This window comes from Blautia sp. SF-50 (genome assembly GCF_900101315.1).
In the GTDB taxonomy this organism is placed as follows: Bacteria; Bacillota; Clostridia; order Lachnospirales; family Lachnospiraceae; genus Blautia_A; species Blautia_A fusiformis.
Window position 1 is genome coordinate 15,187 of sequence record NZ_FMUW01000028.1, and the last position, 23,799, is coordinate 38,985.

Annotated in this window: 20 protein-coding genes and 1 tRNA gene; 9 read left to right on the forward strand and 12 right to left on the reverse strand. The window is 46.9% G+C overall.

The annotated features are described in order from the left end of the window. The first annotated feature begins 644 nt into the window (after positions 1 to 644). The 5 genes from BLP57_RS14085 (at position 645) to BLP57_RS14105 (ending at position 7,293) form a co-directional block, all read left to right on the forward strand. Entirely contained in the window at positions 645 to 1,334 is a 690-nt protein-coding gene (locus BLP57_RS14085) for a C40 family peptidase (protein ID WP_092072596.1), read from the forward strand. A gap of 205 nt (positions 1,335 to 1,539) precedes the next feature. Beyond that, positions 1,540 to 2,853, forward strand: coding sequence for a M28 family metallopeptidase (locus BLP57_RS14090; protein WP_092072599.1), 1,314 nt, complete (start codon positions 1,540 to 1,542; stop codon positions 2,851 to 2,853). A 420-nt stretch (positions 2,854 to 3,273) separates the two neighbouring features. After that, a complete protein-coding gene (locus tag BLP57_RS14095) occupies positions 3,274 to 4,035 on the forward strand; it encodes a DeoR/GlpR family DNA-binding transcription regulator (RefSeq protein WP_015525379.1) in 762 nt (253 codons plus the stop codon). A gap of 28 nt (positions 4,036 to 4,063) precedes the next feature. Next, the gene (locus tag BLP57_RS14100) at positions 4,064 to 4,810 is read left to right on the forward strand and encodes a copper homeostasis protein CutC (protein WP_092072602.1); all 747 of its coding nucleotides are present in this window, start codon (positions 4,064 to 4,066) and stop codon (positions 4,808 to 4,810) included. After that, positions 4,810 to 7,293, forward strand: coding sequence for a transglutaminase domain-containing protein (locus tag BLP57_RS14105; protein WP_092072605.1), 2,484 nt, complete (start codon positions 4,810 to 4,812; stop codon positions 7,291 to 7,293). The genes BLP57_RS14100 and BLP57_RS14105 overlap by 1 nt, the downstream gene beginning before the upstream one ends. A 185-nt stretch (positions 7,294 to 7,478) precedes the next feature. Here the strand turns inward: BLP57_RS14105 and BLP57_RS14110 are convergent, their stop codons facing one another. Then, positions 7,479 to 8,495: a LacI family DNA-binding transcriptional regulator gene (locus tag BLP57_RS14110; protein WP_092072607.1), complete on the reverse strand. Its 1,017-nt coding sequence runs from the start codon at positions 8,493 to 8,495 to the stop codon at positions 7,479 to 7,481. A gap of 3 nt (positions 8,496 to 8,498) precedes the next feature. Next, positions 8,499 to 9,563 (reverse strand): LacI family DNA-binding transcriptional regulator, encoded by a 1,065-nt coding sequence (locus BLP57_RS14115; protein ID WP_092072610.1) that lies wholly within the window; start codon positions 9,561 to 9,563, stop codon positions 8,499 to 8,501. A 347-nt stretch (positions 9,564 to 9,910) separates the two neighbouring features. Here BLP57_RS14115 and nagB point away from each other — a divergent pair, with 347 nt between their 5' ends. After that, complete coding sequence (gene nagB, locus BLP57_RS14120; RefSeq protein WP_015525385.1) at positions 9,911 to 10,654, forward strand: glucosamine-6-phosphate deaminase; 744 nt, start codon at positions 9,911 to 9,913, stop codon at positions 10,652 to 10,654. A 237-nt stretch (positions 10,655 to 10,891) separates the two neighbouring features. On the opposite strand, the gene BLP57_RS14125 is transcribed toward nagB, so the two are convergent. The 10 genes from BLP57_RS14125 to BLP57_RS14170 form a co-directional block, all read right to left on the reverse strand. Further along, complete coding sequence (locus BLP57_RS14125; protein WP_092072613.1) at positions 10,892 to 12,223, reverse strand: MATE family efflux transporter; 1,332 nt, start codon at positions 12,221 to 12,223, stop codon at positions 10,892 to 10,894. Between the two features lie 830 nt (positions 12,224 to 13,053). Beyond that, positions 13,054 to 13,677: a V-type ATP synthase subunit D gene (locus BLP57_RS14130; protein ID WP_059086266.1), complete on the reverse strand. Its 624-nt coding sequence runs from the start codon at positions 13,675 to 13,677 to the stop codon at positions 13,054 to 13,056. Positions 13,678 to 13,689: 12 nt separating this feature from the next. Continuing rightward, positions 13,690 to 15,072 carry a V-type ATP synthase subunit B gene (locus BLP57_RS14135; RefSeq protein ID WP_015525388.1) on the reverse strand — a complete coding sequence of 461 codons (1,383 nt, stop codon included), beginning with the start codon at positions 15,070 to 15,072 and terminating at the stop codon, positions 13,690 to 13,692. A 15-nt stretch (positions 15,073 to 15,087) separates the two neighbouring features. Next, positions 15,088 to 16,857 (reverse strand): V-type ATP synthase subunit A, encoded by a 1,770-nt coding sequence (locus BLP57_RS14140; protein WP_092072616.1) that lies wholly within the window; start codon positions 16,855 to 16,857, stop codon positions 15,088 to 15,090. Next, the gene (locus tag BLP57_RS14145; RefSeq protein ID WP_092072620.1) at positions 16,850 to 17,437 is read right to left on the reverse strand and encodes a V-type ATP synthase subunit E; all 588 of its coding nucleotides are present in this window, start codon (positions 17,435 to 17,437) and stop codon (positions 16,850 to 16,852) included. Before BLP57_RS14145 ends, BLP57_RS14140 begins: the two co-directional genes overlap by 8 nt. Positions 17,438 to 17,449: 12 nt before the next feature. Beyond that, on the reverse strand, positions 17,450 to 17,758 hold the full coding sequence (locus tag BLP57_RS14150) for a V-type ATP synthase subunit F (protein ID WP_021653137.1): 309 nt from the start codon (positions 17,756 to 17,758) through the stop codon (positions 17,450 to 17,452). Between the two features lies 1 nt (position 17,759). Then, positions 17,760 to 18,191, reverse strand: a complete 432-nt coding sequence (locus tag BLP57_RS14155) for an ATP synthase subunit C (RefSeq protein WP_015525392.1) — start codon at positions 18,189 to 18,191, stop codon at positions 17,760 to 17,762. 67 nt (positions 18,192 to 18,258) lie between these two features. Next, positions 18,259 to 20,199 (reverse strand): V-type ATP synthase subunit I, encoded by a 1,941-nt coding sequence (locus tag BLP57_RS14160; RefSeq protein ID WP_092072623.1) that lies wholly within the window; start codon positions 20,197 to 20,199, stop codon positions 18,259 to 18,261. Positions 20,200 to 20,217: 18 nt separating this feature from the next. Next, a complete protein-coding gene (locus tag BLP57_RS14165) occupies positions 20,218 to 21,261 on the reverse strand; it encodes a V0D/AC39 family V-type ATPase subunit (protein ID WP_092072626.1) in 1,044 nt (347 codons plus the stop codon). A 19-nt stretch (positions 21,262 to 21,280) separates the two neighbouring features. Then, complete coding sequence (locus tag BLP57_RS14170) at positions 21,281 to 21,601, reverse strand: hypothetical protein (protein ID WP_021653134.1); 321 nt, start codon at positions 21,599 to 21,601, stop codon at positions 21,281 to 21,283. Positions 21,602 to 22,434: 833 nt separating this feature from the next. On the opposite strand from BLP57_RS14170, the gene trmB reads away from it, so the two are divergent. The 3 genes from trmB to BLP57_RS14185 all read left to right on the forward strand — a co-directional run bounded on the left by trmB (position 22,435) and on the right by BLP57_RS14185 (position 23,656). Further along, on the forward strand, positions 22,435 to 23,091 hold the full coding sequence (gene trmB, locus BLP57_RS14180; RefSeq protein WP_092072632.1) for a tRNA (guanosine(46)-N7)-methyltransferase TrmB: 657 nt from the start codon (positions 22,435 to 22,437) through the stop codon (positions 23,089 to 23,091). A gap of 224 nt (positions 23,092 to 23,315) precedes the next feature. After that, on the forward strand, positions 23,316 to 23,489 hold the full coding sequence (locus tag BLP57_RS17885; protein WP_173739392.1) for a hypothetical protein: 174 nt from the start codon (positions 23,316 to 23,318) through the stop codon (positions 23,487 to 23,489). Positions 23,490 to 23,583: 94 nt separating this feature from the next. Next, positions 23,584 to 23,656: transfer RNA gene (locus BLP57_RS14185), tRNA-Lys, on the forward strand. Positions 23,657 to 23,799 lie beyond the last annotated feature (143 nt).

The window sequence follows — 23,799 nt, forward strand, 5'->3', positions numbered from 1 at the left end:
GCGGGCTGGATGGGCTGCGGGAGCGCTCTTTTTTTGTGGTGGATGGCGGATGACGGACGCCGGGGAGACGGGTGCCGGTTTGCTCCGGGCTTCGTCGGGGGCTGGCTTCTAGGCTGCCGGAATTCTGCTAAAACCGTTTTTAAAAAGTCCGAACTCGCGGCTTGCTGCCGCTCAGACAGCGGACTTTTTAAAAACAACGCAGATTTTCGCCAGCCAAGAATCAGCTCCCCTCCTGCAGAGTCGTAGCCAACCGGCACCCGTCTCCCCGGCTGTTCGGTTCCGGGCGGGAGGTAGTGGTGGGGGTGTGGGGCGACTGGCGGAAGTGGGGATTGATGAGGGCTGGAGGATTGAGTGGATTCCCGGGAATTGGATGAGCCATCAGCGCTGCGCTGGATGGCTGGGAGGAAGGGCTGAGTTTCTTGTGGAAGCCATCGTCGCTGTGCTGGATGGCTGATTGGTGTGTGAAGGTTTTGTGAAAGGGGTTTGACAGGTGGGGGTTTTTATGGTAGGATACACACTTGCGTAACAAATTTAATAAAAATGTAACAAAATGGCGAATGAGGAGCGTGGCGAAGTGGATTGTGAATGTCTGCCTGAATGGGTGGGTGCTGCTGCGTGGTTTTCTGAGAGGAGTTTTATTGTTTATGTTTTATAAGAAATTTGCTGCTGTTGTTCTGAGTGCTGTTCTTGTGGGTGTGGTTCCTTCTGTTGTTTTTGCGGATGTGGATGGTGTCAGTGCTGTGTCTGATGGAGATGTGGAGGAGCTTTCTATTGAGGATGATTTTTCGGATGGTGCGGATTCCATTTCTGCTTTTGCCAGTGCTCTGGCGGATAAGACGGTTTCTGAGGTTCAGGGGTATCAGGAGGCGAAGGCTGAGGCTGAGGTGATCGCACAGGAGAGGCTTGAGGCTGAAGCGGCTGCTGAGGCTGCGCGTAAGGCGGAAGAGGAGCGTAAGGCTGCTGAGGCTGCGCGTCTGGAGATGCGGCAGGGGATTGTGGATTTTGCGCTGCAGTTTGTGGGGAATCCTTATGTTTATGGTGGTACGAGTCTGACTAACGGGGCGGATTGTTCGGGGTTTGTGATGTCTGTGTTTGCGGAGTTTGGGTATGAGCTTCCTCGTGTTGCTGCAGCTCAGTGTTCGGCTTCTGAGAAGAAGAGTGTTGCGGATATTGAGGCTGGTGATCTGGTTTTTTATGGTGAGGGTTGTATTGATCATGTGGCTCTTTATATTGGTGATGGCAAGATCGTTCACGCCAGTACAGCGACTACAGGGATCAAGGTTTCCGACTATGATTACCGTGCTCCGGCTGCGGTTGGTTCGTTTGTGGAGTAGGATAAAGATACGGTTGATTTATAGATGTGAAATATAAACTGTCTGTGGAGATTTTTTGGCCGAGTAGGCTGAAAAATAACTGCAGGCATTTTTTTTGCAGAAAAATAGTGTATAATTTAACCGAATCAAGTAAGTCTCCTGTGGGTTGCGAAAAGCAATAAGCAGTGGGTGGGACTTGGAAAAAATTTAGAAAGGTTGTGGGGGTATGAATACGAAGGAAATCAGTGGCAGGCGGCAGATGGAGTTTTTGACAGGGTTTGATTTTGTCAGAGAAGCGGGTACTGCGGGGGAAGTGAAGGCGGCGAAGATGATCCGGGATACTTTGGACAGCTTCGGAGTGAAGAATCGGATGGAGGAGTTTGATTTTTGGGGTTTTCGGATCAACAGAGCGGTGCTTAAGGTTGTGGAGCCTTATCAGAAGGAGTATGTGGTGACCGGGTATGGAAGATGTGGAAATACTGGGGCAGAAGGTCTGAAAGCGGATTTTTTGTATGTGGAGAATGGGGATGCTGTCAGTCTTTCCCGGGCGAAGGGCAAGATCGTTATGGTGAATGGTCGGGTGAGTGGTGATGTGTATCAGAGACTGGTGAGCGCCGGAGCTGTTGGTTTTATCAGTGTGGAGGGTTCTCCGCTGGATGAAGGAGTGGACAGGGTTCCCTGTCAGCGCAGCCTGCCGATGATCTTTCCGGGGGATGCAGCAGAAGTGATAGAAGGATTGTCGGAGTCTGCAGAGGATATTCACGAGATGCAGGAAAAATATAGTGGCAGGATTCCGGGGGCGAATCTTCATTATAAGGATGCAGTGGAGCTGGTGACGGAGGGTGCGTCTGAGGTGTGCCTGGCTGTGGAACAGGATGTGACGGCGTGTAGATCCCGTAATGTAGTGGCGAGGATCGAAGGTACGGATAAGAAAGATGAGATCTTGACGATTACGGCGCATTATGATTCGGTGCCGGAGGGACCGGGGGCCTATGATAATATGGCTGGGGCAGCGATCATCATGGAGCTTTGCAGATATTTTCAGCAGTATAGACCGCGCAGGACTATGGAATTTGTGTGGTTTGGTGCTGAGGAGAAGGGTTTGCTGGGCAGCCGGGATTATATCATAGTTCATGAGAGTGAGCTTGGAGCGCATCGTTTTAATATGAATGTAGATCTGGCCGGGCAGCTGATCGGAGGAAATGTTCTGGGAGTGACGGGAGAGGCTTCTGTTTGTGATAAGCTTCTTGAGATCGCTGACGGAGCAGGGATCGGAGCGTCTGTGAAGAATCAGATCTGGGGAAGTGATTCCAATTCTTTTGCATGGAAGGGAATTCCGGCCATGACTCTGAACCGGGATGGTTTTGGCATGCATACCCGTTATGATACGATTGATCTGCTGTCTGCCTGGTCGTTGGAGAGAAGTGCGATCCTTCTGGGATGTATTGCAGATGAACTGGGGAATGCGGAGGTTTTCCCATTTGAGAGAAAGATGCCGGAGAAATTTATCGGAGAGCTGGATGAATATATGTGCAGATAGTAAAAATCTGATTTTATCTGCTCATAACTGGATATTTGTTATGGAACTGTGGGGACTTGTCTGTTTCGGGAAGAGTACAGACAAGTCCTCATAATTTATTCAATATTTTCAATGTTTATTGACCTTTATAATTCCGCAAGGGAACATGTGGCTTTGAGTCAGGGGGATATTTGCAGCTTTGTAAGGGATTCCCGGAACAGGGGGCAAGCGGAGGTTCGCAATTGAACCAGTGGAATTACTTGATTTGATCAGAATACGATAAAACAATAAAAAATAATACAAAATAATTGACAGTAAGATATCGAACTGTTATACTGAAATCACAGGCTTTCCAGGGATCAATGCGCCGGATATTGTTTTGCGGAGTATTGATTTCTGGAACTTTTATCACAGAAAAATCAGGAATGAGGAGATAGGACCATGTTTACAGAAGAACGACAGAATGCAATAGAGAAATGTCTCCGCGAAAAAGGAAAAGTCAGAGTCAAAGAATTAAGCGAGATGTTTCAGGTTACGGAGGACTGTATCCGCAAGGATCTCAAGATCCTTGAAAATGCAGGCAGATTAAAGAGGACTTACGGAGGAGCGATCCTGTCACAGGAGTATCCTCTGGAGAGAAACGTAGTAGACAGGCGTATGTACAATCTTGATAAGAAGAAAGTGATTGCTGCGAAAGCCTTCAAGCTGATCAAAAATAACGAAACGATCTTTCTGGATGTTTCCACTACAAATATAGAGCTGGCAAGGCTTATCGCTTCGTCGGGTATGCATGTTGTGGTTGTCAGCAATATGATCGATATCCTGCAGATCCTTGCTGCGAATCCGTCCATCACGGCCATAGGCACAGGGGGAACTATGTACCGTTCAGTGAATGGATTTATGGGAGCTGCGGCCATTGAGGTGATCAAGCAGTACAGCTTTGACCGGGCATTTTTGGGAAGCTGTGGCGTGGATATGACAGATTTTGCAGTTACTACATCCGGAGTGGAGGATGGATTGACCAAGAAGGCGGCAGTGCAGAGCAGCAGACATAAATATGTGGTTATGGAGAGAGAGAAGTTTTATTTTAACGAATCTTATAAATATACACATTTTGATGATATCAGCGGGATCATTACCGATGAATTTCCGGATGATACCATTGTGAACATACTGAGGAATACCGGAGTGAAATTACTCTGAGCAGACAGTAATAAAGGGGGATTTTTACATGAAAGACTATATTCTGGAAACCTGTGTGGATTCTGTGGAATCCGCCATGGCAGCAGCCGAGGGTGGTGCGGACAGATTGGAGCTTTGCAGCAATCTGATCATCGGGGGGACAACTCCCGGTCCATGGCTTTTTGAGGAAATAAGGAAGCGTTCAGATATCCGGATCCATGCGCTGATCCGTCCGAGGTTTGGAGATTTCTGTTATACAGATGCGGAATTTTCTATGATAAGGAATGCAGTAAAGGATTTCCGCAAAATGGGAGCGGAGGGTGTCGTAATAGGTATCCTGAAACCGGATGGCACCTTGAATATGGAACAGATGAAAGAACTGATGGATGCTGCGGGAGATATGTCTGTTACGCTGCACAGGGCTTTTGATGTGTGCGCAGATCCGATCGAGGCTATGGAACAGGCAATCTCGCTAGGAATCGATACGATCCTTACATCCGGACAGAAGAATACCTGCCTTCAGGGTGCGGAGCTTTTGAAGGAACTGGAAACCAAGAGTCAGGGACGTATCACCATCCAGGCGGGGAGTGGCGTCGGTGCGGAAGTGATCCGCCAGCTTTATCCCCTTACCGGGATCAAGGCTTATCATATGAGCGGCAAGGTTGTAACGGACAGTGCGATGCAGTTTCGCAAGGAAGGTGTCAATATGGGACTTCCGACATTCAGTGAATATGAGATATGGCGTACAGATATTGAAAATGTTCGTGCTGCAAAGAAAGTTCTGGAGGAATTATAATGGCTGAGGGGAAGATTTTTCTGAAAGAAAACCGTGATCGGATCGAAAAAAAATATCGGGAGCAGATGATGGGGTTACCGCAGGTTTTTGCGGAGATTGATAAAAAGCTTGCGGAATGCACAGACGAAGTGGCTCTGGCGTGCAAATATTTATATGCGTTCATGCCGTACAGTGATATCGGAAATTACGCGTTTGAAGTATTCCTGGATTATGCGGAGAATGGCGTATATTTATGGAAGGAAAACTCCGGGGTGGCAGAGCTGCCGGAGGAAATCTTTTTGAATTATGTGCTGTTTCATAGAGTAAATGAGGAGGAGATCGCACCCTGCCGTACATTTTTCCGCAGGGAGATCGGAGAGAGAACTGAGGGAATGAGCTTCCGGGAAGCTGCCCTGGAGGTGAACTACTGGTGTGCACAGGAGGCTACCTATCATTGTACAGATGATCGTACCCTGTCTGCACTTGCCGTATACCGCAGAGGAAACGGAAGATGCGGAGAGGAATCTGTATTTACCGTTAATGCACTGAGAAGTGTTGGTGTACCTGCCCGTCAGGTATATGCACCAAAGTGGTCTCATTGTGATGACAATCATGCGTGGGTGGAAATCTGGTGCGATGGAAGCTGGTATTTTCTGGGAGCCTGTGAGCCGGAGGAGATCCTGAATAAGGGATGGTTTACCAACGCTTCCTCAAGGGCCATGATGGTCCATTCAAGAGTTTTTGATACCATGATCCCGGAGGGAGAAGTGATCGGCAAAGATGGTATGGTGACTATGCTCAACGAGCTGAAACGATATGCACTGACAAAAGAGATCACTGTGTCCGTAAAGGATTCACATGGAAAACCGGCAGAAGGTGCAGAAGTTTCTTTTGAGGTGCTGAATTATTCGGAATATGCCCCGATCGCAGAACTGAAAACCGACAGTCTGGGAAAAGTCAGCCTGACAACAGGGCTTGGAAGTATCCATATTTCTGCAAGGATGTATGCAGATGGAGAATGGCTGCATGCAGAAAACAGCATGGATACAAAAACAGAGGATTGTTGTGAGATCTGTCTGATGCCCGTAGGAAAGGAAAAGGGTATTTTTTATGAGGAGTGGACGGAGATCGATATGATCGCACCTCATGATGCACCTGTAAATAAAGATATGCCAACATCGGAGCAGAAGGAAAGAGGCAGCAGACGTCTGGCAGAGGCAAACGCTTACAGGGAACAGAAGGTAAGAAACCTGAGCAATCTGGAGTGTCGGAAATTCCTGGAAAAAGAAACTGGAGATTCTTCAATGAGAAAAAAACTCCTTGAAGTCCTCACAGAGAAAGACAGAACAGACTGTATCAGCCAGGTTCTGGAGGAGCACCTGAAATCTGCATTACCGTATGAAAAAAACATGGATGCAGATATTTTTGTACCATATGTACTGAACCCGAGAGTTGACGATGAAGTTTTGCAGAAATACAGAAAAACGATTCTTGAGCAACTGTCGGAAGAAGAAAAAAATATGCTGCAAAAGGAACCGGCGAAGATCTGGAAGTGGATTGAGGATAAGATCGTTTCCAGCCCGGAGAAAGAACGCAGCAGTGTGATCACCACGCCGTCCGGATGTCTGAAAACGGGAACAGGAAGTCTTCTGTCAAAGAAGATCCTTTTTGTGGCAATGGCGAGAACGCTGGGAATTCCGGCACGCCTGAACCCTCATGACCGTTCCATGGAGTATATGAAAAACGGAAAATTCATCCCGGTATCTGCGGAAACGGAGAAAAAGGCATCGATCCTTCTGAAGGCAAGTGCGGATACACAGTGGAAATATTTCCAGAACTGGAGCATCGCAAAACTGGAAGCCGGAAAATATATCACACGGAAGCTGGAAGCCGAAAATTTCAGAGATCAGGTGATGAAGCTGCCGCTGGAAGCGGGAAATTACAGGATCCTTACCTCAAACAGATTGCCAAATGGAAATATATTTGCAGCGGAGTATTATTTTGAGGTTCAGATCGGAGAAATGAAGAGGGTGGAGCTGGCATTTCGGAATGCAAACCTGGAAGATATGCTGGAGAATATCTCCATACCGGAATTTACTCTCAGAAAAGAAGATGGAAGCACCGTGAAGGCGTCAGAACTGACGGCAGATGGGAAGCATATCCTGGCGTTTCTGGAAGAGGAGAAAGAACCGACGGAACATATCTTAAATGAGATGATGGAGCAGGAAGAAGCTTTTTCCCGATATGCGAATAGGATCATTTTTGTAGTAAAAAGCAAAAAAGCGCTGGAGACACCTACCCTTTCAAGAGCACTGGGCAAGCTTGGAGATGTTCAGATCTTATATGATGATTTTTCAGAGATCATCAATACACTGGGAAGAAGAATGTACGTAGATCCGGATAAGCTTCCGCTGATCATTGTGACAAACAAAAGCCTGAATGGGATCTATGCAACCAGCGGATACAATGTGGGAACCGGAGATATGCTGCTGAGACTGCTGTGACAGATATAACGGATATATACAGAAGGAACACAGGCCGTATCATCGACTGTGTCGGTGACGGTCTGTGCCCTTTGTAAAAGCTGTGAAATTATTGCAGTGGTTCAGATGCTCAGAATATGCGGGCAGATCGGAATGAAAATGCCTGTTGTGCTTCCCGAAATTGCCGTAATAAAAGTTGCTTTGCATTACTTACCATCAGAAAAGAGATCACGCACGGAATCCCGGTAGATACATTCTGGCTTCAGGCGTATCGTCCTTGGAAAATCACTGTAGTCTCCGTTCATTCTGCGAAGCAGCAGATCACAGGCCTGCTCTGCCAGACCGGTCAGCGGCTGACGGACAGCGGTCAGCTGAGGAGAAAGCAGCATGGACAGTTCAAAATCATCAAAGGAGACAACAGACAGGTCTTCCGGGATCCGGATGCCAAGGCTGTAGATCGCTTCATAAATACCGAGGCATAGTGTATAGTTCGCAGAAAATACGGCAGTCGGACGTTCCGGAAGATTCCATAATTTCTGCATTGCCTGATATCCAAAGTCGTTTGTGTAATTTTCAGCGATGATATAATCGGGATTAACCGGAATATCGTAGTCTTCCAGTGCCCGGAGATAGCCTTTTTTTCGTTCACATGCAGTATAGGATGCAGGAGAACCGGTGACAAGGGCGATCTTCTGATGCCCCATTTTTATCAGATGCTCCACGATCTCGTAGGCTCCGGAGGTACAGCTGGTCTGTACACAGTCTGTACGGTGGAAATGGCTGTGTTCTTCCAGCTCCACAACAGGGATTTTGGCGTGTTCCACAGCAGAACAGATGTCCTGGTTCAGACTGAAAGAGGTAATGATAAGGCCGTCGATCCCAGAGCGGAGCATGTGAGGGACGAATTTATTGACATGATCCTTATACTTGTCGCCGCTCATAAATGTGAGAGAATAACCGTGAGCGCGCATGGTGTTTTCTATTTTGCTCAGAAGAAAAGCATTATGCGGAGTATTGGGAGGACCGGATACCAGACCGATACGGTAAGTCTTGGAGGAACGAAGTCCCCGGGCCGTGTTTCGTGGAACGTAATTCAGTTTCCGGATCGCTTCGTCGATCTGCTTTTTGTTTTGCGGCCGTACAGTTCCGCCGTTGATATATTTTGAAATGGTGGCCAATGCCAGACCGGTTTCTCTGGCAATGTCCTTGATGGTTGCACTCATAAATCAATCCTTTCCGGATGCTGTACTGTTGTGTTCGGACAGGTCTTTTACGGAGCGCCGCGGGTGGAATACAACATCCAGCATGTCTATTTTGGGAAAATCCGTATAGTCTCCATGGATCCTTTTTAAAAGTAATTCCACAGCATGTTTCCCCATGCTTGTCAGATCCTGTGAGACGCAGGTCATAGTCGCGCTCATGGTCTTGAAAAGCGGATCATCATCAAAGCACACAAAGGAAATATCCTGAGGAACGGAAATCCGTGCCTGGCTGGCAGCGCTTAAACCGCCCATTGCGGAGAGATAGCAGTCAAAAAAAACAGCAGTAGGGGGATCGGAAGAATCAATAAGCTTCTGGAAATGCAGGTTGCTCTGGATGATCGTTTCTGCAGTGGAACCAAAAGAAACAGGGGGAAAAGAATCCTGCTGTTTCAGAAGGTCAATGCCATTTTTCTGATATACATCCACAAAGCCCTGGATCCGCTGCTCGATGGTGTAGGAGTCCAGATACTGTTCCATGATCCAGACCTTTGTGTGGTCTTTTTCCAAAAGGTGCTCTGCCAGCAGTGCACCGCCTCTGTAATTATCAGAAATAACACAGTCTACAGGAAAATGTCTCATGGAAGCAGGAATCTGATCGAGCATTACAACAGGTATGCCGGCATTCTGTAAAAGCTGGTACAGGTCATCATGCCAGCAGGATGGGAGCATGATAACTCCGTCAAAGTGCTGGGAGATAATATCCTGTATCGTATCGATCTCCTTCTGATGTTCAAAAAAGAAAGAACAGACAATAACTGTATAGCCATGATCCGTGAAATGCTTGATAATGGAGTTGACAAGCTCGCCCCAGAAATAATTACCAAGATCTGAGATCAGGATACCGATGGTATGTGTGTTTTTGGCACGGAGAAGCTGGGCATTCCGGTTTGGGGTATATCCAAGCTCCTGAATTGCCTTTTCTATAAGGATACGATTTTCTTCCCGTATTTTTTTGTGGTTTATATATTTGGAGATCGTTGCGGTGGACAGGCCTGTCGCACGGGCGATATCATTGATCGTAACGTTCATGTAAAGCCTCCGGTTCTGATGCATTTACAGATAATATAGTATTTTCATATTATATCATGAAAAAGAAAACGCCTCAATACACATGACATTTTTTACACATAAAGTATCAGAAAAAACGAGCGTATTGTACAGAAAATTGATAAAAATGAAACGTTTAACAAAACCTAATACGAAAAAGTACACAAAAACAAGACGGAATAATTGTAAAAAATAGGAAAAATGATTTTTGCCCTATGATTTTACTTGAAAAGCTGCTTCGGATGCGGTAAGATAGTTTTGGCAAAAAAACGAAACGTTTTACGCAACAAGAAAATCAGCTATACGAAACAAGGAGAAGGAAAAAGATTATGATTATTTATACAGGAAAAGATTACTATGACGTAAGCAGAAAAGCGGCAAACATCATGTCTGCACAGATCATCATGAAGCCAAATGCTGTTCTTGGACTTGCTACAGGCTCCACACCGGTGGGAATGTACAAGCAGCTGATCGAGTGGTACAAAAAAGGAGATCTGGACTTTTCGCAGATCACATCCGTAAATCTTGATGAATACAAAGGACTTTCCGGAGACAACGATCAGAGTTATCGTTATTTTATGAACACAAATCTGTTTGACCATGTAAATATCGATAAGGCAAGAACCTATGTGCCAAATGGACTGGAAGAGGACAGTGAGAAAGCCTGTGCGGATTACAATGAGATCATCCGCAGCGTGGGTGGTATCGATATGCAGCTGCTTGGAATCGGCGGAAACGGTCACATCGGCTTCAACGAGCCGGGTGCAGCATTTGAGAAGGAGACTCACTGCGTAGACCTTACGGAGAGCACCATCAAGGCAAATGCAAGATTCTTTGAGACTATGGATGATGTGCCGAAGCAGGCATATACCATGGGTATCAAAAACATCATGACTGCAAAGAAAATCCTTCTGGTCGCTACCGGAGAGGCAAAGGCAGATGCTCTTTACAAATCTCTCTACGGACCGATCACGCCCAACGTGCCGGCATCTATCCTGCAGCTTCACCCGGATGTGACGGTAGTGGCCGATGAAGGCGCTTTAAAGCTGATCCGTGAGAAGGGACTGCTGTAAGAAATACAGAGGAAATTTCCGCGAATTAAATGAACGCAGATCACGGATATCCGTTTGAGTCAAGAGGATATCAGGGATCACTCTTGGGATTTTCCTGATTTGGTTAATAAAGAAAGCTTCGATCTAACTCTCATCGATGAGCGATGTGCTCAGAGAGTGGATCGAAGCTTTTTGTGCTTTCGGGACGTAAACCTGCAGGTGGCTGCAAACAGGCCGGTGGGCCGGACATTTGCAGTCTCAGGCTTTTTTCAACGTTTTGTGATAAATCATGACAGAAACGATGGCTGTAAACACCTCTGTGATCCAGAATGCGTTCCACACGCCATCAGGACCCATAAAATGGGACAGAAGATATGCGGTGGGCATGATAACGACCACATAGCGGAAAAGGGAAATTACAAGGGATTGCGTGCCTTTTCCAAGGCCTTCCATGGCACCGGAAGTGGTAACGGATACAGCAGAAACAAGAAAGCCGGCGCTGATGATCTTCAGTGCTCTGGAGCCAGCGGCAATGGTTTCCGGGGTAGTTGTGAAAAGTCCCATAAGCTGTCCGGATGCCAGGAGGCAGATAACGGTTCCAAAGAGCATGATCACACAGCTGGATTCCAGGGTGAGCCGGAAGATTTTTTTCACACGCTTCATCTCACGGGCACCGAAGTTATAACCGATCAGCGGGCGCATTCCCTGGATGATTCCGTTGGCCGGGAGATACAGGAAGGTCTGCAGTTTGTAATAAATGCCAAGGATCACCACATAGCTGTCCGAGTAAGCGGCCAGCACGGAGTTCAGAAAAGAGATCAGAAACGATGGCAGTGCCAGGTTCAGGATCGCGGGAACACCGATGGCATACAGGCTCAGATCCGTTACTTTGCTTGTTTTCAGGGCTTTGGGCGTTACACGTACAGGAATAGGCTTCAGGATATAAAAGAACATATAGACCGCAATGGTGAGCACCTGGCCGATGCCAGTAGCCAGAGCTGCGCCCCGGATACCCAGCTTCGGGAAAAAGCCGATTCCCCAGATCAGGAACGGATCCAGGATGATGTTGCTGATACATCCCACCAGCAGGGCGATCATAGATACTTTCATCCGTCCTACAGCCTGGAAAAGTTTTTCGAAGAAAAGGCTGATGGCAATTACTGTGGAAAACAGGAAAACGATGGTAGAATACTCCAGCCCCATCCGGATCACGGTTTCATCCTGGGTGTACATCTGAAGGAATACGGGCATAACAGCGATGCTGATCACAGTCATCAGGATCCCGTGGATCACAGACAGAAAAAATCCGTGGGTTGCGGCAGTGTCTGCCATTTTTTTGTCCCCTGCGCCAAGGTGATAGGAAACTCTGGCGTTGATTCCGATTCCGAAGCCAATGGCAACGGCGTTGATCATGTTCTGGATCGGATAGACAAGGGACAGGGCGGTCATGGCCTGCTCGCTGATCTGTGCCACGAAGAAGCTGTCCACAATGTTGTATAGTGAGTTTACAAGCATGGAAAAGACCATAGGCAGCGCCATGGATGCCAGCAGCGGGCCGACAGGCTTTTCCTTCATAAATGTGCTGTTCATGAAAAATCCCCCTTTATATCAGAATCGTAAGAATATCAGGTGCGGAAAACAGAGCGTGTTTTTTGTGCATAATAAAAGCCACACAATCTGTCTTCTCGAATCGGACAGATTGTGTGGCGAAAAAAGTTCAAAACTGAAAAATCCACACGTTGTTTTAGTGTTTTCACATTAACAAAAAACAGTGCTGATGTCAAGACCGCACGCAGGAGAAACACCATAAAAAGCTGCAAAAAGAAAGACTTGATATAAAATCGGAGAGGATTGGCAACATTAGAAAGGTGCGTGCGGATACGGGCAATATCAGCCCTGAAAAGATCGTTCTGGCAATATGCACAAAACTTGTCGAACCATGGTGGATAAGTGAAAAACTTTCCAAAAAGTTTTCCACATGACAAAAATCCGCAAATCCGCCAATAATCAAGTTATGCACAAATTTATCCACATTATCCACAAGGATAACCATGTGGATGACCTGATTTACATAAATAAATTTAAACATATGTTTTGTGTAAAATGATAAAATTGTAAAAAATGGGAAAAAAGTTTTTAAAACTATTGACATTTTTAAATTCTAAATATCATAAAATTTATTGCAAAAAAGACATAATATAAAAGAATAAAAACAAATAATCAGATAATAGTAAATGAATTCTTGAAAAACTAATCTATTTAAAAAGGGGACTATCGGATGTATGGAAATGAGGATAAAAAAGAACAGTGCCCAGTTAAAACGATCACTGCAAGGTGTTGAAAAGTCATTTTCAGGTGTGGATAAATGTGGATAACCAAAAAATCCTCCGCAGAACCGGAAAGATCTGCGGAGGATTTTTTTAACTATTTTGTTTCATACGTTTGATCACCTTCAGACGTGTAAACTCTTCACGCTCTTTTTCCTCCAGAGCATTGGTGATATCTCGGGTGAGAGTTTCGTATCTGGGGATGGTGATGTTTTTCAGCGCATTGGCACGCTTCTGGGTTTTTTTGATGTTGGTGGCAAGACGGATGGCGGCGTTTTCGATCATGGAGAGCTGGATGGACAGCTCCTTTACACGCTCGAAGGCTGCCTTGGCCTCGTCCAGGGACAGCTTGGTGCTGTAGTAGGCATAGGTCGGCGTGTTGCCTGCTTTTTTGTCATATTCCACAAGAGGGATCTCGGTTCCCATGACACTCCTGGTTTTGATCCGGATGGAATCTTCCACAGGAACGGTATGAGAGATCTGGTCTACGAAAGCGATTCCAATTTCCATATTTGCCTTCTGAAGAGCCGCGTAAGCGGTACGGAAGGTCTCATCGATCTGGGACTGGATATCCTTTGCCTGATCGATCAGTTCCATCATTTCACGGATCAGGATATTACGCTTTTTGTCCATAAGCTCATAGCCCTGTTTGGAAAGAGCCAGAGAGTTTTTTGCAAGTATGAGATTTCCCTTGGTGGGAAAGGTATTCGGATCCATAAAATCACCTCACTAACGGACGGTTTCTCTGTAATACTGATCCAGAACTTTGGTATCGATACGGTCGAGCTCTTCTCTTGGAAGAAGGCCAAGAAGCTCCCAGCCCTTATCCAGAGTTTCGATGATGCTTCGATTCTCTGTTTCTGACTGTCCTACAAACTCTGCCTCGAAGGCTTTTCCGAATACAAGGTACTGCTTATCCAGCGGAGAAAGCTCATCCTCACCGATAACGGATGCCAGAGCTCTTGCATCGCCTACCTTTGCGTAGCAGGAGAAGAGCTGGTTGGCAACATCCTGATGATCAGCACGTGTGAAGCCTTCACCGATACCGTCCTTCATCAGACGGGACAGGGATGGCAGAACATTGATCGGCGGATAGATCGCCTGACCGTGAAGCTGGCGGTCCAGTACGATCTGGCCTTCTGTGATATATCCGGTAAGGTCGGGGATCGGGTGTGTGATGTCGTCGTTTGGCATGGTCAGGATTGGGATCTGGGTTACAGAACCGGTGCCGCCACGGACGATTCCCGCACGCTCGTAAAGGGTTGCAAGCTCACTGTACAGATATCCGGGATAACCCTTTCGGGAAGGGATCTCACCCTTGGAGGAGGAAACCTCTCGCATGGCCTCACAGAAGGAGGTGATATCAGTCAGGATTACCAGGATATGCATGCCTTTTTCAAAAGCAAGATACTCAGCGGCAGTGAGGGCGATCTTCGGTGTCAGAAGACGCTCTACAACCGGATCGTTTGCAAGGTTCAAAAACATCACAACGTGGTCGGACGCACCGCTTTCTTCGAAGGTCCTGCGGAAGAATTCCGCTACGTCGTATTTCACACCCATTGCCGCAAAAACAATGGCAAATTTTTCATCGGAGTCTGCTCCCAGGGAAGCCTGCTGAACGATCTGTGCAGCCAGCTTATCATGTGGAAGACCGTTACCGGAAAAGATCGGCAGCTTCTGGCCGCGGATCAGTGTGGTCAGTCCGTCAATAGCGGAGATACCGGTGTTGATATAGTTTCGTGGATATTCACGGGTTACCGGATTCAGCGGAAGCCCGTTAATGTTCAGGCTGACCTCCGGTGTGATCTCGCCAAGCCCGTCAATGGGCTGGCCGATACCGTTAAAGGTACGTCCCAGGATCTCAGGAGAAAGCCCGATCTCCATAGGATGTCCGGTAAGACGTGTGTGTGTATTGCCGAGGGACATATTGTCAGTTCCCTCAAAAACCTGGATAACGGCCTTGTCCTCATAGATTTCCACGATACGGCCGATCTTTTGAGTGCCGTCCTCCATGTGGAATTCCACGATCTCCTCGTAAGATGCGTTTTTTACACCCTCAAGGACAACAAGAGGGCCGTTTATTTCACTCAGGCCAAGATATTCGATTGCCATAAACTGATCCCTCCTTTAACCGTTTCTTTCCAGTACATTGTCGTAGAAGCGGTCGATATCTTTATGATATTCATCAAAACGCTCCGGCTCTTTATTTGGAACCTCGTATTTGATGGCGATGATACGTTCAAAGATCTTATCCTCCTTCAGCACGGAAACCGGCATGCCGCGGTTTATAAGGGCACGGCACTTTTCGTAGAGATAGAGGATGGTTTCCATCATCAGGAACTGCTTTTCCATAGGAACACTGGTGTCCTCCTGGTGAAAAGCGTTCTGCTGCAGGAAGCCCAGACGGATAACCCTGGCGATCTCCAGCGTCAGCTTCTGATCATCCGGAAGAACATCGCTTCCGATCAGCTTGACGATCTCCATAAGAGAGCTTTCCTGGTTGAGGATAGCCATGATCTGGTTTCTGTCATAAACGAATTTCGGGGAGACATGCTCTCTGTACCAGGGAGTCAGGTCCTCCAGATATTCGCTGTAGCTGGTCAGCCACTGGATGGCAGGGAAGTGACGGGCATAGGCAAGAGCTTTGTCCAGTCCCCAGAAACAGCGGACAAAACGTTTGGTATTCTGTGTGACCGGCTCGGAGAAATCACCACCCTGAGGGGAAACTGCACCGATAATGGATACGGAACCCTCTGTTCCGTTCAGGTTCTGCATCATTCCCGCGCGCTCATAGAAGGCGGAAAGCTTACTTGCCAGATATGCAGGGAAGCCTTCCTCTGCAGGCATCTCCTCCAGACGTCCGGAAAGCTCACGGAGAGCCTCGGCCCATCGGGATGTGGAGTCTGCCATGATCGCTACATCATAACCCATATCACGGTAATATTCCGCAAGTGTAACACCTGTGTAGATGGAAGCCTCACGGGCTGCAACCGGCATGTTGGAGGTGTTGGCGATCAGTGTGGTACGGTCCATCATCAGGTTTCCGGATTTCGGGTCGATCAGCTTGCTGAAGTCCTCAAGAACCTGTGTCATCTCGTTTCCACGCTCGCCACAGCCGATGTAGATGATGATATCTGCGTCAGACCACTTGGCGATCTGGTGCTGTGTCATGGTTTTTCCTGTTCCGAATCCGCCGGGAACTGCGGCAGTGCCTCCCTTGGCAATAGGGAAAAGGGTATCCAGGATTCGCTGACCGGTAAGGAGCGGAACGCTGGCCGGGAAACGCTTGTAGGTCGGCCGTGGAACACGGATCGGCCATTTCTGGGCAAGTGCCAGTTCTTTTTCAGTTCCGTCATCAAGGCGGATGGTAACAATGGGCTCCAGAACGGTATAGGCACCGTCAGGAGCTGCATGGATAACGGTTCCGTGTGTGATCGTGGGCGGAACCATGGATTTGTGAAGGATGGAGGCGGTTTCCTGTGTCTCGGCAATAACCGTGCCTGCGCCGATGACGTCACCTTCCTTTACGGTAATGTGGGTTTCCCATTTTTTTTCTGTGTCAAGAGAGTCAACGCTGACACCACGGGAAATATATTTTCCAGAGGCCTGGGCAATCTCTGCCAGAGGTCTCTGGATACCATCAAAAATATTGTGGATGATTCCCGGACCAAGGAGAACGGAAATAGCGTCTCCTGTTCCGATAACAGTTTCTCCGGGTTTCAGTCCTGTAGTTTCCTCAAAAACCTGTATGGTCGTCATATGTTTCTTAAGACCGATGACTTCTCCAACCAGTTTTTCGGGGCCTACATAGACCATCTCGGAGATCTTGAAGCCGGTGTCGCCCTTGAGGTAGATAACAGGACCGTTAACACCGTAGATAATACCTGTTTTACTCATGTGCTGGACCTCCGTCAAATTTGAATTCTCTGTAAGCTGCCTGATAGCCTTCCTCAAAGGAATTGTCGATGAGGATATTTTTTTCAGGGATTATCGCCTTGATCCCGCCGATAAAGGATTCATCGGAAACCTTCAGCGGGAAACCGGTCTTTACAGTGAGAGACTTCAGACGGGGTTCATCTTCTTTTGAAAGATAGATCTGGATCTCATCGTGTTCCGCGAAGCAGACAGCTTCCTCGATCTTTGTACAAAGATATTCTTCATAGCGGGGAGATTCCATGAATTTCAGGATCTGTACCCGGACATCTGCAAAAAGTTTTTCTTTTAAGCGGCTCTGTCTGGCAGTCCAGTTTCGCCGGATGTGAAGCTGCTCTGCGGAAAGTGCCTTGTTGATCTCACGCTTTGCGTTTGCGATCTCGGCTTTGCGGGAACTGGCAGCATTTCCCAGAGACATTTTTTTATGTTCCTCCAGTGCGGCATCCAGGGCTTCCTTGTGTTCCCGGACATCTTTTTCCGCCTGACGGCGTGCTTCGTCCACGGAGGTGTCATAGAAGTGTTTAAGCTTCTCTTCAATTGTCATAATATCACCTGCCTATAATTTTAATCCGATGGCCTCATTTACATAAGATGTAATGAAATCAGGTCTGCGGCCGGTACCATGTCTGTCAGGAATTTCAATGATGAGAGGTGTTTTGTGATGAAGCTTGACATCATCAATGATCTCAGGAAACTCCCGGCCGAATTTTTCGGTCAGGAGTATGATTCCGATCTCTTTGTCTGCGATGGTGCGCTCCAGAGCTTCCTTCAGCTCGTCGTGCTCATGAACGATCACACCCTCTACACCGGCCAGTCTCATTCCTGTCAGAGTATCAATATTGTCACTGATCAGATACATTTTCATATCAAAGTTTACCCAGGATCATGAAGGAGATGATCAGTCCATAAAGAGCAACACCTTCGGCAAGACCTACGAAGATAAGAGATTTACCAAGGATGCTCTGATCCTCACTGATCGCTCCAAGTGCTGCGCTTGCCGCACTGGCAACGGCAATACCACCACCGATACAGGAAAGTCCGGTAACAAGTGCTGCTGCGATGTAACCCATACCTGTTGCAAGGCCTGCGTCAGCGCCTGTAGCAGCCTGTACGGAAGCTCCGCCTGCAAATGTTACTGCAATGGCAACAAGCATGATCCCGAAGAAGAAAAAGGCGTTGACACCAAGAGCTGTTTTGTAGCGGCCGCGGCTTTTTTCGCCGAGAAGATAATAACCAAATGGAAGAATGATGCTGAGTACAAGTGCAACTGCGATTGTGATCTGTGTAATGACTGTCATGATGATGACCTCCTTAATATTCGTTTAATTGAATGCCCGGATCAGAATGCGTTCCGACTCTGGCATTTTATTTGTTTTTTGAGCAGAACGGCTCGAATTTCCGTCCGCTGCCCTTGTAAAAACGGCTGAACATTTCGTAATATTCCAGACGGAGTACCTGGATACCTACGATCAGGCCCTCCATAGCGCATACGAACAGGTTTCCGAGAATGATGACGATCCAGTTCGGACTGCCGTTTTCTGCGCCTGCAAGCATAAGTACAACCTCCATCATAGCTGCGTGGCTGACTGCAAAAGCACCGATACGCACGAAGGAGAGTGTATTGGAAAAGTAGCTCAGGATAACCTCGAACAGTTCAAAGATACCCTGTACGATAAACATGCCTTTTTCTTTTGGCATAACCTCGGCCTTTTTTTCTACCAGGTTTGTAAGAGGCTCCTTGAAGAAAATAAGAAGCAGCGGTAAACCAAACATAATGGCAAGGACTGCACCACCCGGAACTGCATGCCCGGATACAAAGAGTCCGATGCAGAGAACTGCGGAGCCATAAAATACAAGTCCTGCCACAGCGTTGGTGTCAAACCAGGTTTTTTCAACATCATGCGTTTTAAAGGAATTGATGATGTTGAAAACCATACACAGGAGGATGATTCCCATGCCGAAGCCGATGGCAACGATAAATACGGTATTCAGTTTTCCGATAAAAGGTATGGTCGTCATACTGTCCACAGGCCGCAGCCACAGAGCAGGTATGACATCCTCAAATCCAAAGATACTTCCGAACATCAGACCGAAAAATGTGGAAAAGACTCCGGCGCAGCTGATGATTCCGGCAAGATCGATATGCTTCAGCTTGTACAGGAGCAATCCTCCGATAAAGAGCAGGAGTCCCTGTCCTGCATCACCGAACATGGCTCCGAAAATAAAGGAGTAGGTGATGGCAACAAACCAGGTAGGGTCCATCTCGCCATAGGCGGGAAGTCCGTACATTTTTACATACATTTCAAAGGGCTTGAAAAGCTTCGGATTTTTCAGCTTGGTTGGCGGCTGATGGTTCTGGTCGTGTTCCGGCGTATTGGTATCTTCTCCGTCTACCAGGCAGAAGATTTTTTCGTCGGATGAGATTTCGGCTTGAAAAGCTCTGGTGTCGGCTTCTGTCATCCATCCGCAGAGAATATAGAAATTTTCATGCTTTCCGGTGCAGGCTGCCGCTTTCCGGACATCGAAATTTCTGGAAAACTGAAGAAGTGTGTTTCTGGCGGTAACGATGGTTTCTGCCTGATCCGCAAGAAATCTCTGGTATTTCTGTTTCTGTGCTTCCAGATGCTTCAGAGCATCCTCGTATTGTTTGCTTACGCTTGAAAATGCCTGCTGGGCAGTTCCGGTATAATTATCCGGCACAAAGATCTTCTCAAAGTGCATAGAAGAGTAGGCGGCATCAATTTTGTGCGCTTCATGCTTCGGTACGAAGTAAACGCCCCAGACGTATTGGTCATCTTCATCGCATTTAAGGAAGATCGTGTTCAGATTGTCGTAAATATATTTCTTGAATTTCTCATAATACTGTTTCTCGATACGTCCGAAATGAAAATGGATATACTTCAGATGAAGTATGGATGAAATATCATAATCAATATTTCGGAAGGGACATATGATCCGCAGTGATTCTTCCAGAGAGGAACATTTTTCTTCCAGTTCGGACTGTTCCTTCTGGAGCTGATCCGCCTGGGAGCGGATCTCCTTTACTGTGGAAAGTGCTGTTTCAATACCCGGGCTTCTATTGGAAGTGGACGGAGGAGTTTTCAGCTCCTCATAAATGGTATTGATGGAATTTAAGGCATCTCTGTAGGGGTTGACATCCAGGAAAGGCGTCAGACTTTCTACTGTGGTCAGCTCTGAGAGAGCGTTTTCCAGATGGATCTCGTACTTGCACAGGTAGGTGTTTACAACCCGGTCGATATCTGCCTTGGGACCGGTGATGCTCAGAAAATTCATTTTTTCAATCACGTTGCTACCTCCTGGTTATTAACCGTTGCGTATATAACGCAGGGATTGTTCTGGGTCCACGCCATAGCGCACGCATTCAAGGGCAATGGTCAGACGGTTGACTTCATGTTCTTTGTGATATAAATAGGAATAGATGACTGCTACGGAATAGGGATCCTTGCGTGCTTCCTGTTCCAGTATGCTGCGAAGAATATAGTTATAAAATTCTTCCAGACTGGCGACGGTCAGCTGTTCGTATTTCTTACCATAATAAGTTCCATTGAAGATACGACGGAACTCTTCTGGTGTAGGGGCCTCCACAAGGGTGGTGATCTCCTCTTTGCGGAGCTTGTAGTTCATGGGGACCAGCAATGCGTAAATAGCAGCCGGTTCCATCTGAAAGCAGCGTTTGGAGCGCTGGATGAACTGCAGGTTCAGCATATCGAATTTTTCACCGTAAGCCTTGGTGATCTGTTTCAGATCGTTACCTTTGAAAAGCTTCTTCCGCACATTCCAGATCTGTGAAAAATACGAAAGGTCAAGTGCCATGCCGAAGTCAAAAAGCGTGGCATTTCCACGTTCGTTGACCTGAGACAGCGGAATAAAAAAATCATTTCCCTTCAGTGCCGCAATGAATTCATCCATATTGGTGCAGGCGGTAAGCCTGTCAATGTCCAGCTTGGAATGATGTCTGAAAAAATCGCGGTAGGGAGAAATATCTACGGGATTGGTGTCCCGGTGGTCAAAGAGATTCGTCATGATCTCTTTCAGGACGCGGATCTCATAACGCTTTGAGTAAAGCGACAGGAACGTTCGCTGTTCCTGATTTGCAAAGTGGTAAAGCCTTGAAAAATTCAGGAAGATGGATTTCTTCAGGAGTTTTTCTATCTGTCCGCGGTGAAGATCATTTTCATCGAGACCGGACCAGATATTCTGATATTCGGGAGTCCGTTTCAGGTAGGCTGTTACCTGGGGGACATTGGGAAGCTGAACGATTTCTTCCAGCTGCTCATCTGTCACAAGCCTGCTCTGCATGGCGCGGATCTTGGTGGAGAGTCCGCTGTATGAGAGGACAGAGCCCATTGAATCACTTCCTTTCCCTTCAGGTTTCGGTGATGCCTGTTATTTTCTGAAACAGCTCACTGCAAAGACTTTCGTGATGGGCTTCGTAATAGGCATCCAGCCTGGATAGCTGGTCTTCGGTTTCTGCACGAAGCTCATTGATCCGGGCGTCTTTCTCGCGGGCCAGATCTTCACGGATCTTCCGGATCTCGTCGCTGGTTTCTTTTTCAAGTGAAGCGTCGAATTCCTTCGTCTGTTTTTCTGCTTCTTCCGAGAGAGCCTGTTTCTGTCGCGCAGCGTCCTGCATGATGGCATTGGCTGTAGCTTCGATTTCCGAAAGCTTATTTAGGATTTGTTCCATAGCGCCCTCCTTGTTTGTTTATTGTTTATAATTGATTTTTATATGATACACCTTTTTTATGGTAAAAACAACTAAAAATTTGTTAATTTTTATGCAAACTTTTGAGGGAAATGTGGGTAAAAAGATATTTTTTGGGTTTTTGTGGGAAAAGAGGAAAACCGCAAAGGGGCCATAAAGCCATGGCCCCTCTGCACACCCCTCGGGCTTTTTTTAGGAGTTCTTGGTTGTGGTGGTGTGAGGTTGTTGACTTGTGTATGTATGCTGCTGTGTTGGATGTGTGAGGTTGAGCCGATGTGTGTGGATGCGGATGGTGTTGGGGGGTGGACGGCGAGGCGCGTTGCTGTCGCCTGGTTGGGAGGATGTGTATATGGATGCGGATGGTGTTGGGGGGTGGACGGCGAGGCGCGTTGCTGTCGCCTGGTTGAGAGGATGTGTATATGGATGCGGATGGTGTTGGGGGGTGGACGGCGAGGCGCGTTGCTGTCGCCTGGTTGAGAGGATGTGTATATGGATGCGGATGGTGTTGGGATGGACAGCGAGGCGTTTTTGTTGTTGCTTGGTTGAGGATTTTTTTTATTTTTTGCTTGCGGCGGGGTGGGGGTTACATGTATAGTTGAATATTGGGATGCCTTGCACAGGGTGTTTTATCGGATATTCTGGAAGAGGAATGATGATTTTTTGGATTTGTGCAGGTATTCTGGTTTGTGTGGCTGGTGGCGGATGTATTATAGTGGTTTCATTGGTTTGGGGAATTGTTATAGATTGCTTTTGCTGGCTGCGAGAGGTAGTTATTTGATTTGTATATTATAGGAAGATTAATTTGGAGGTTATTTATGAGATTACGTAATATTCCCGGGGCGAAGGATGCGATTTTGGAGTGTGACTGGGTGATTGATGAACCGGAGAAGTTTAAAGGGGAATGGGCGAGTGTTTTTGGGGAGAAGAGACCGCTTTTTCTTGAGGTTGGTATGGGAAAAGGGCGTTTTCTGATGGATATGGCGCGGCTGCATCCTGAGAGGAATTATGTTGGGATCGAGATGTATGACAGTGTGCTGCTTCGGGCACTTCAGAAGAGGGAGGAGCTTGAGGAGGCCGGGGAGAAGTTTTCAAATCTGGTGTTCATCCGTGTGGATGCAAGGCTTTTGCCGGAGATTTTTGAGAAGGATGAGGTTGACGGGATTTATCTGAATTTTTCCGATCCGTGGCCGAAGGCCCGTCATGCCAAGAGAAGACTGACTTCCAGAGAGTTTTTAAAGAGGTATGAGCAGGTCCTGAAAAAAGAGGGTACTGTGGAATTTAAGACAGATAACCGTGGATTGTTTGAATTTTCCCTGGAAGAGGTGAAGGAGTCTGACTGGAACCTGGAGGTTTGTACGTTTGATCTTCATCATGATGAGGAGCTGGTGAAGGGAAATGTGATGACGGAGTATGAGGAGAAGTTTTCTTCCATGGGCAATCCGATCTGTAAGATGGTGATCAGACAAAAATAGAAGAGGTAAGGTTAAGTGGTTCTCAGAAGGTATCTGATATCAAAGCTTATCTGACGCATAGATATTCTGCATTAATATTAATATAGAAGGTTGTTTTATCGGGCTGATCTGTAAACAGATCGGCCTGTTTTCATATAATGAATAAGAGGGAGCGTCAGGCAGGAATATACGAATCTGCAGGAGAAGCTGCCTGATCTGTATAAAGAAAGAGGGGAAGATAAGGTTTGAAAAAAAGAAAATCCAACTCATTCCGGCGAAATCTCAACAGTGTAAAACGCGGCGTCAAAAGCCAGGCATTTCAGATCAGAAATTCGCTGTCAGAAATAGAAAAATCACTGAACAAAATTGCATCAAATGAAGATATAAAAAATAAAAAAGAAAAAAATAAAAAAAATTAAAAAAAGGTGTTGACTTTCTTCAAATCATAACGTATAATACAACATGTCTTGAGGAACGAACGAAACAAAAAACGAAAGACAAACAATTAAATAAGCGTCTTTAGCTCAGTTGGTAGAGCACCTGACTCTTAATCAGGGTGTCCAGGGTTCGAACCCCTGAAGACGCACTAAAGGCACTGTTTTTGCAGATATAGAGCTGCGGGGACGGTGTTTTTTTGTTGTGTTTATTCGGGTTTCAGGGGGGATAAGGATATCTGGGCGTGAAGTGATGCGGAGTAAATGGACCGAGATGAAAATGTCGATCATCAGA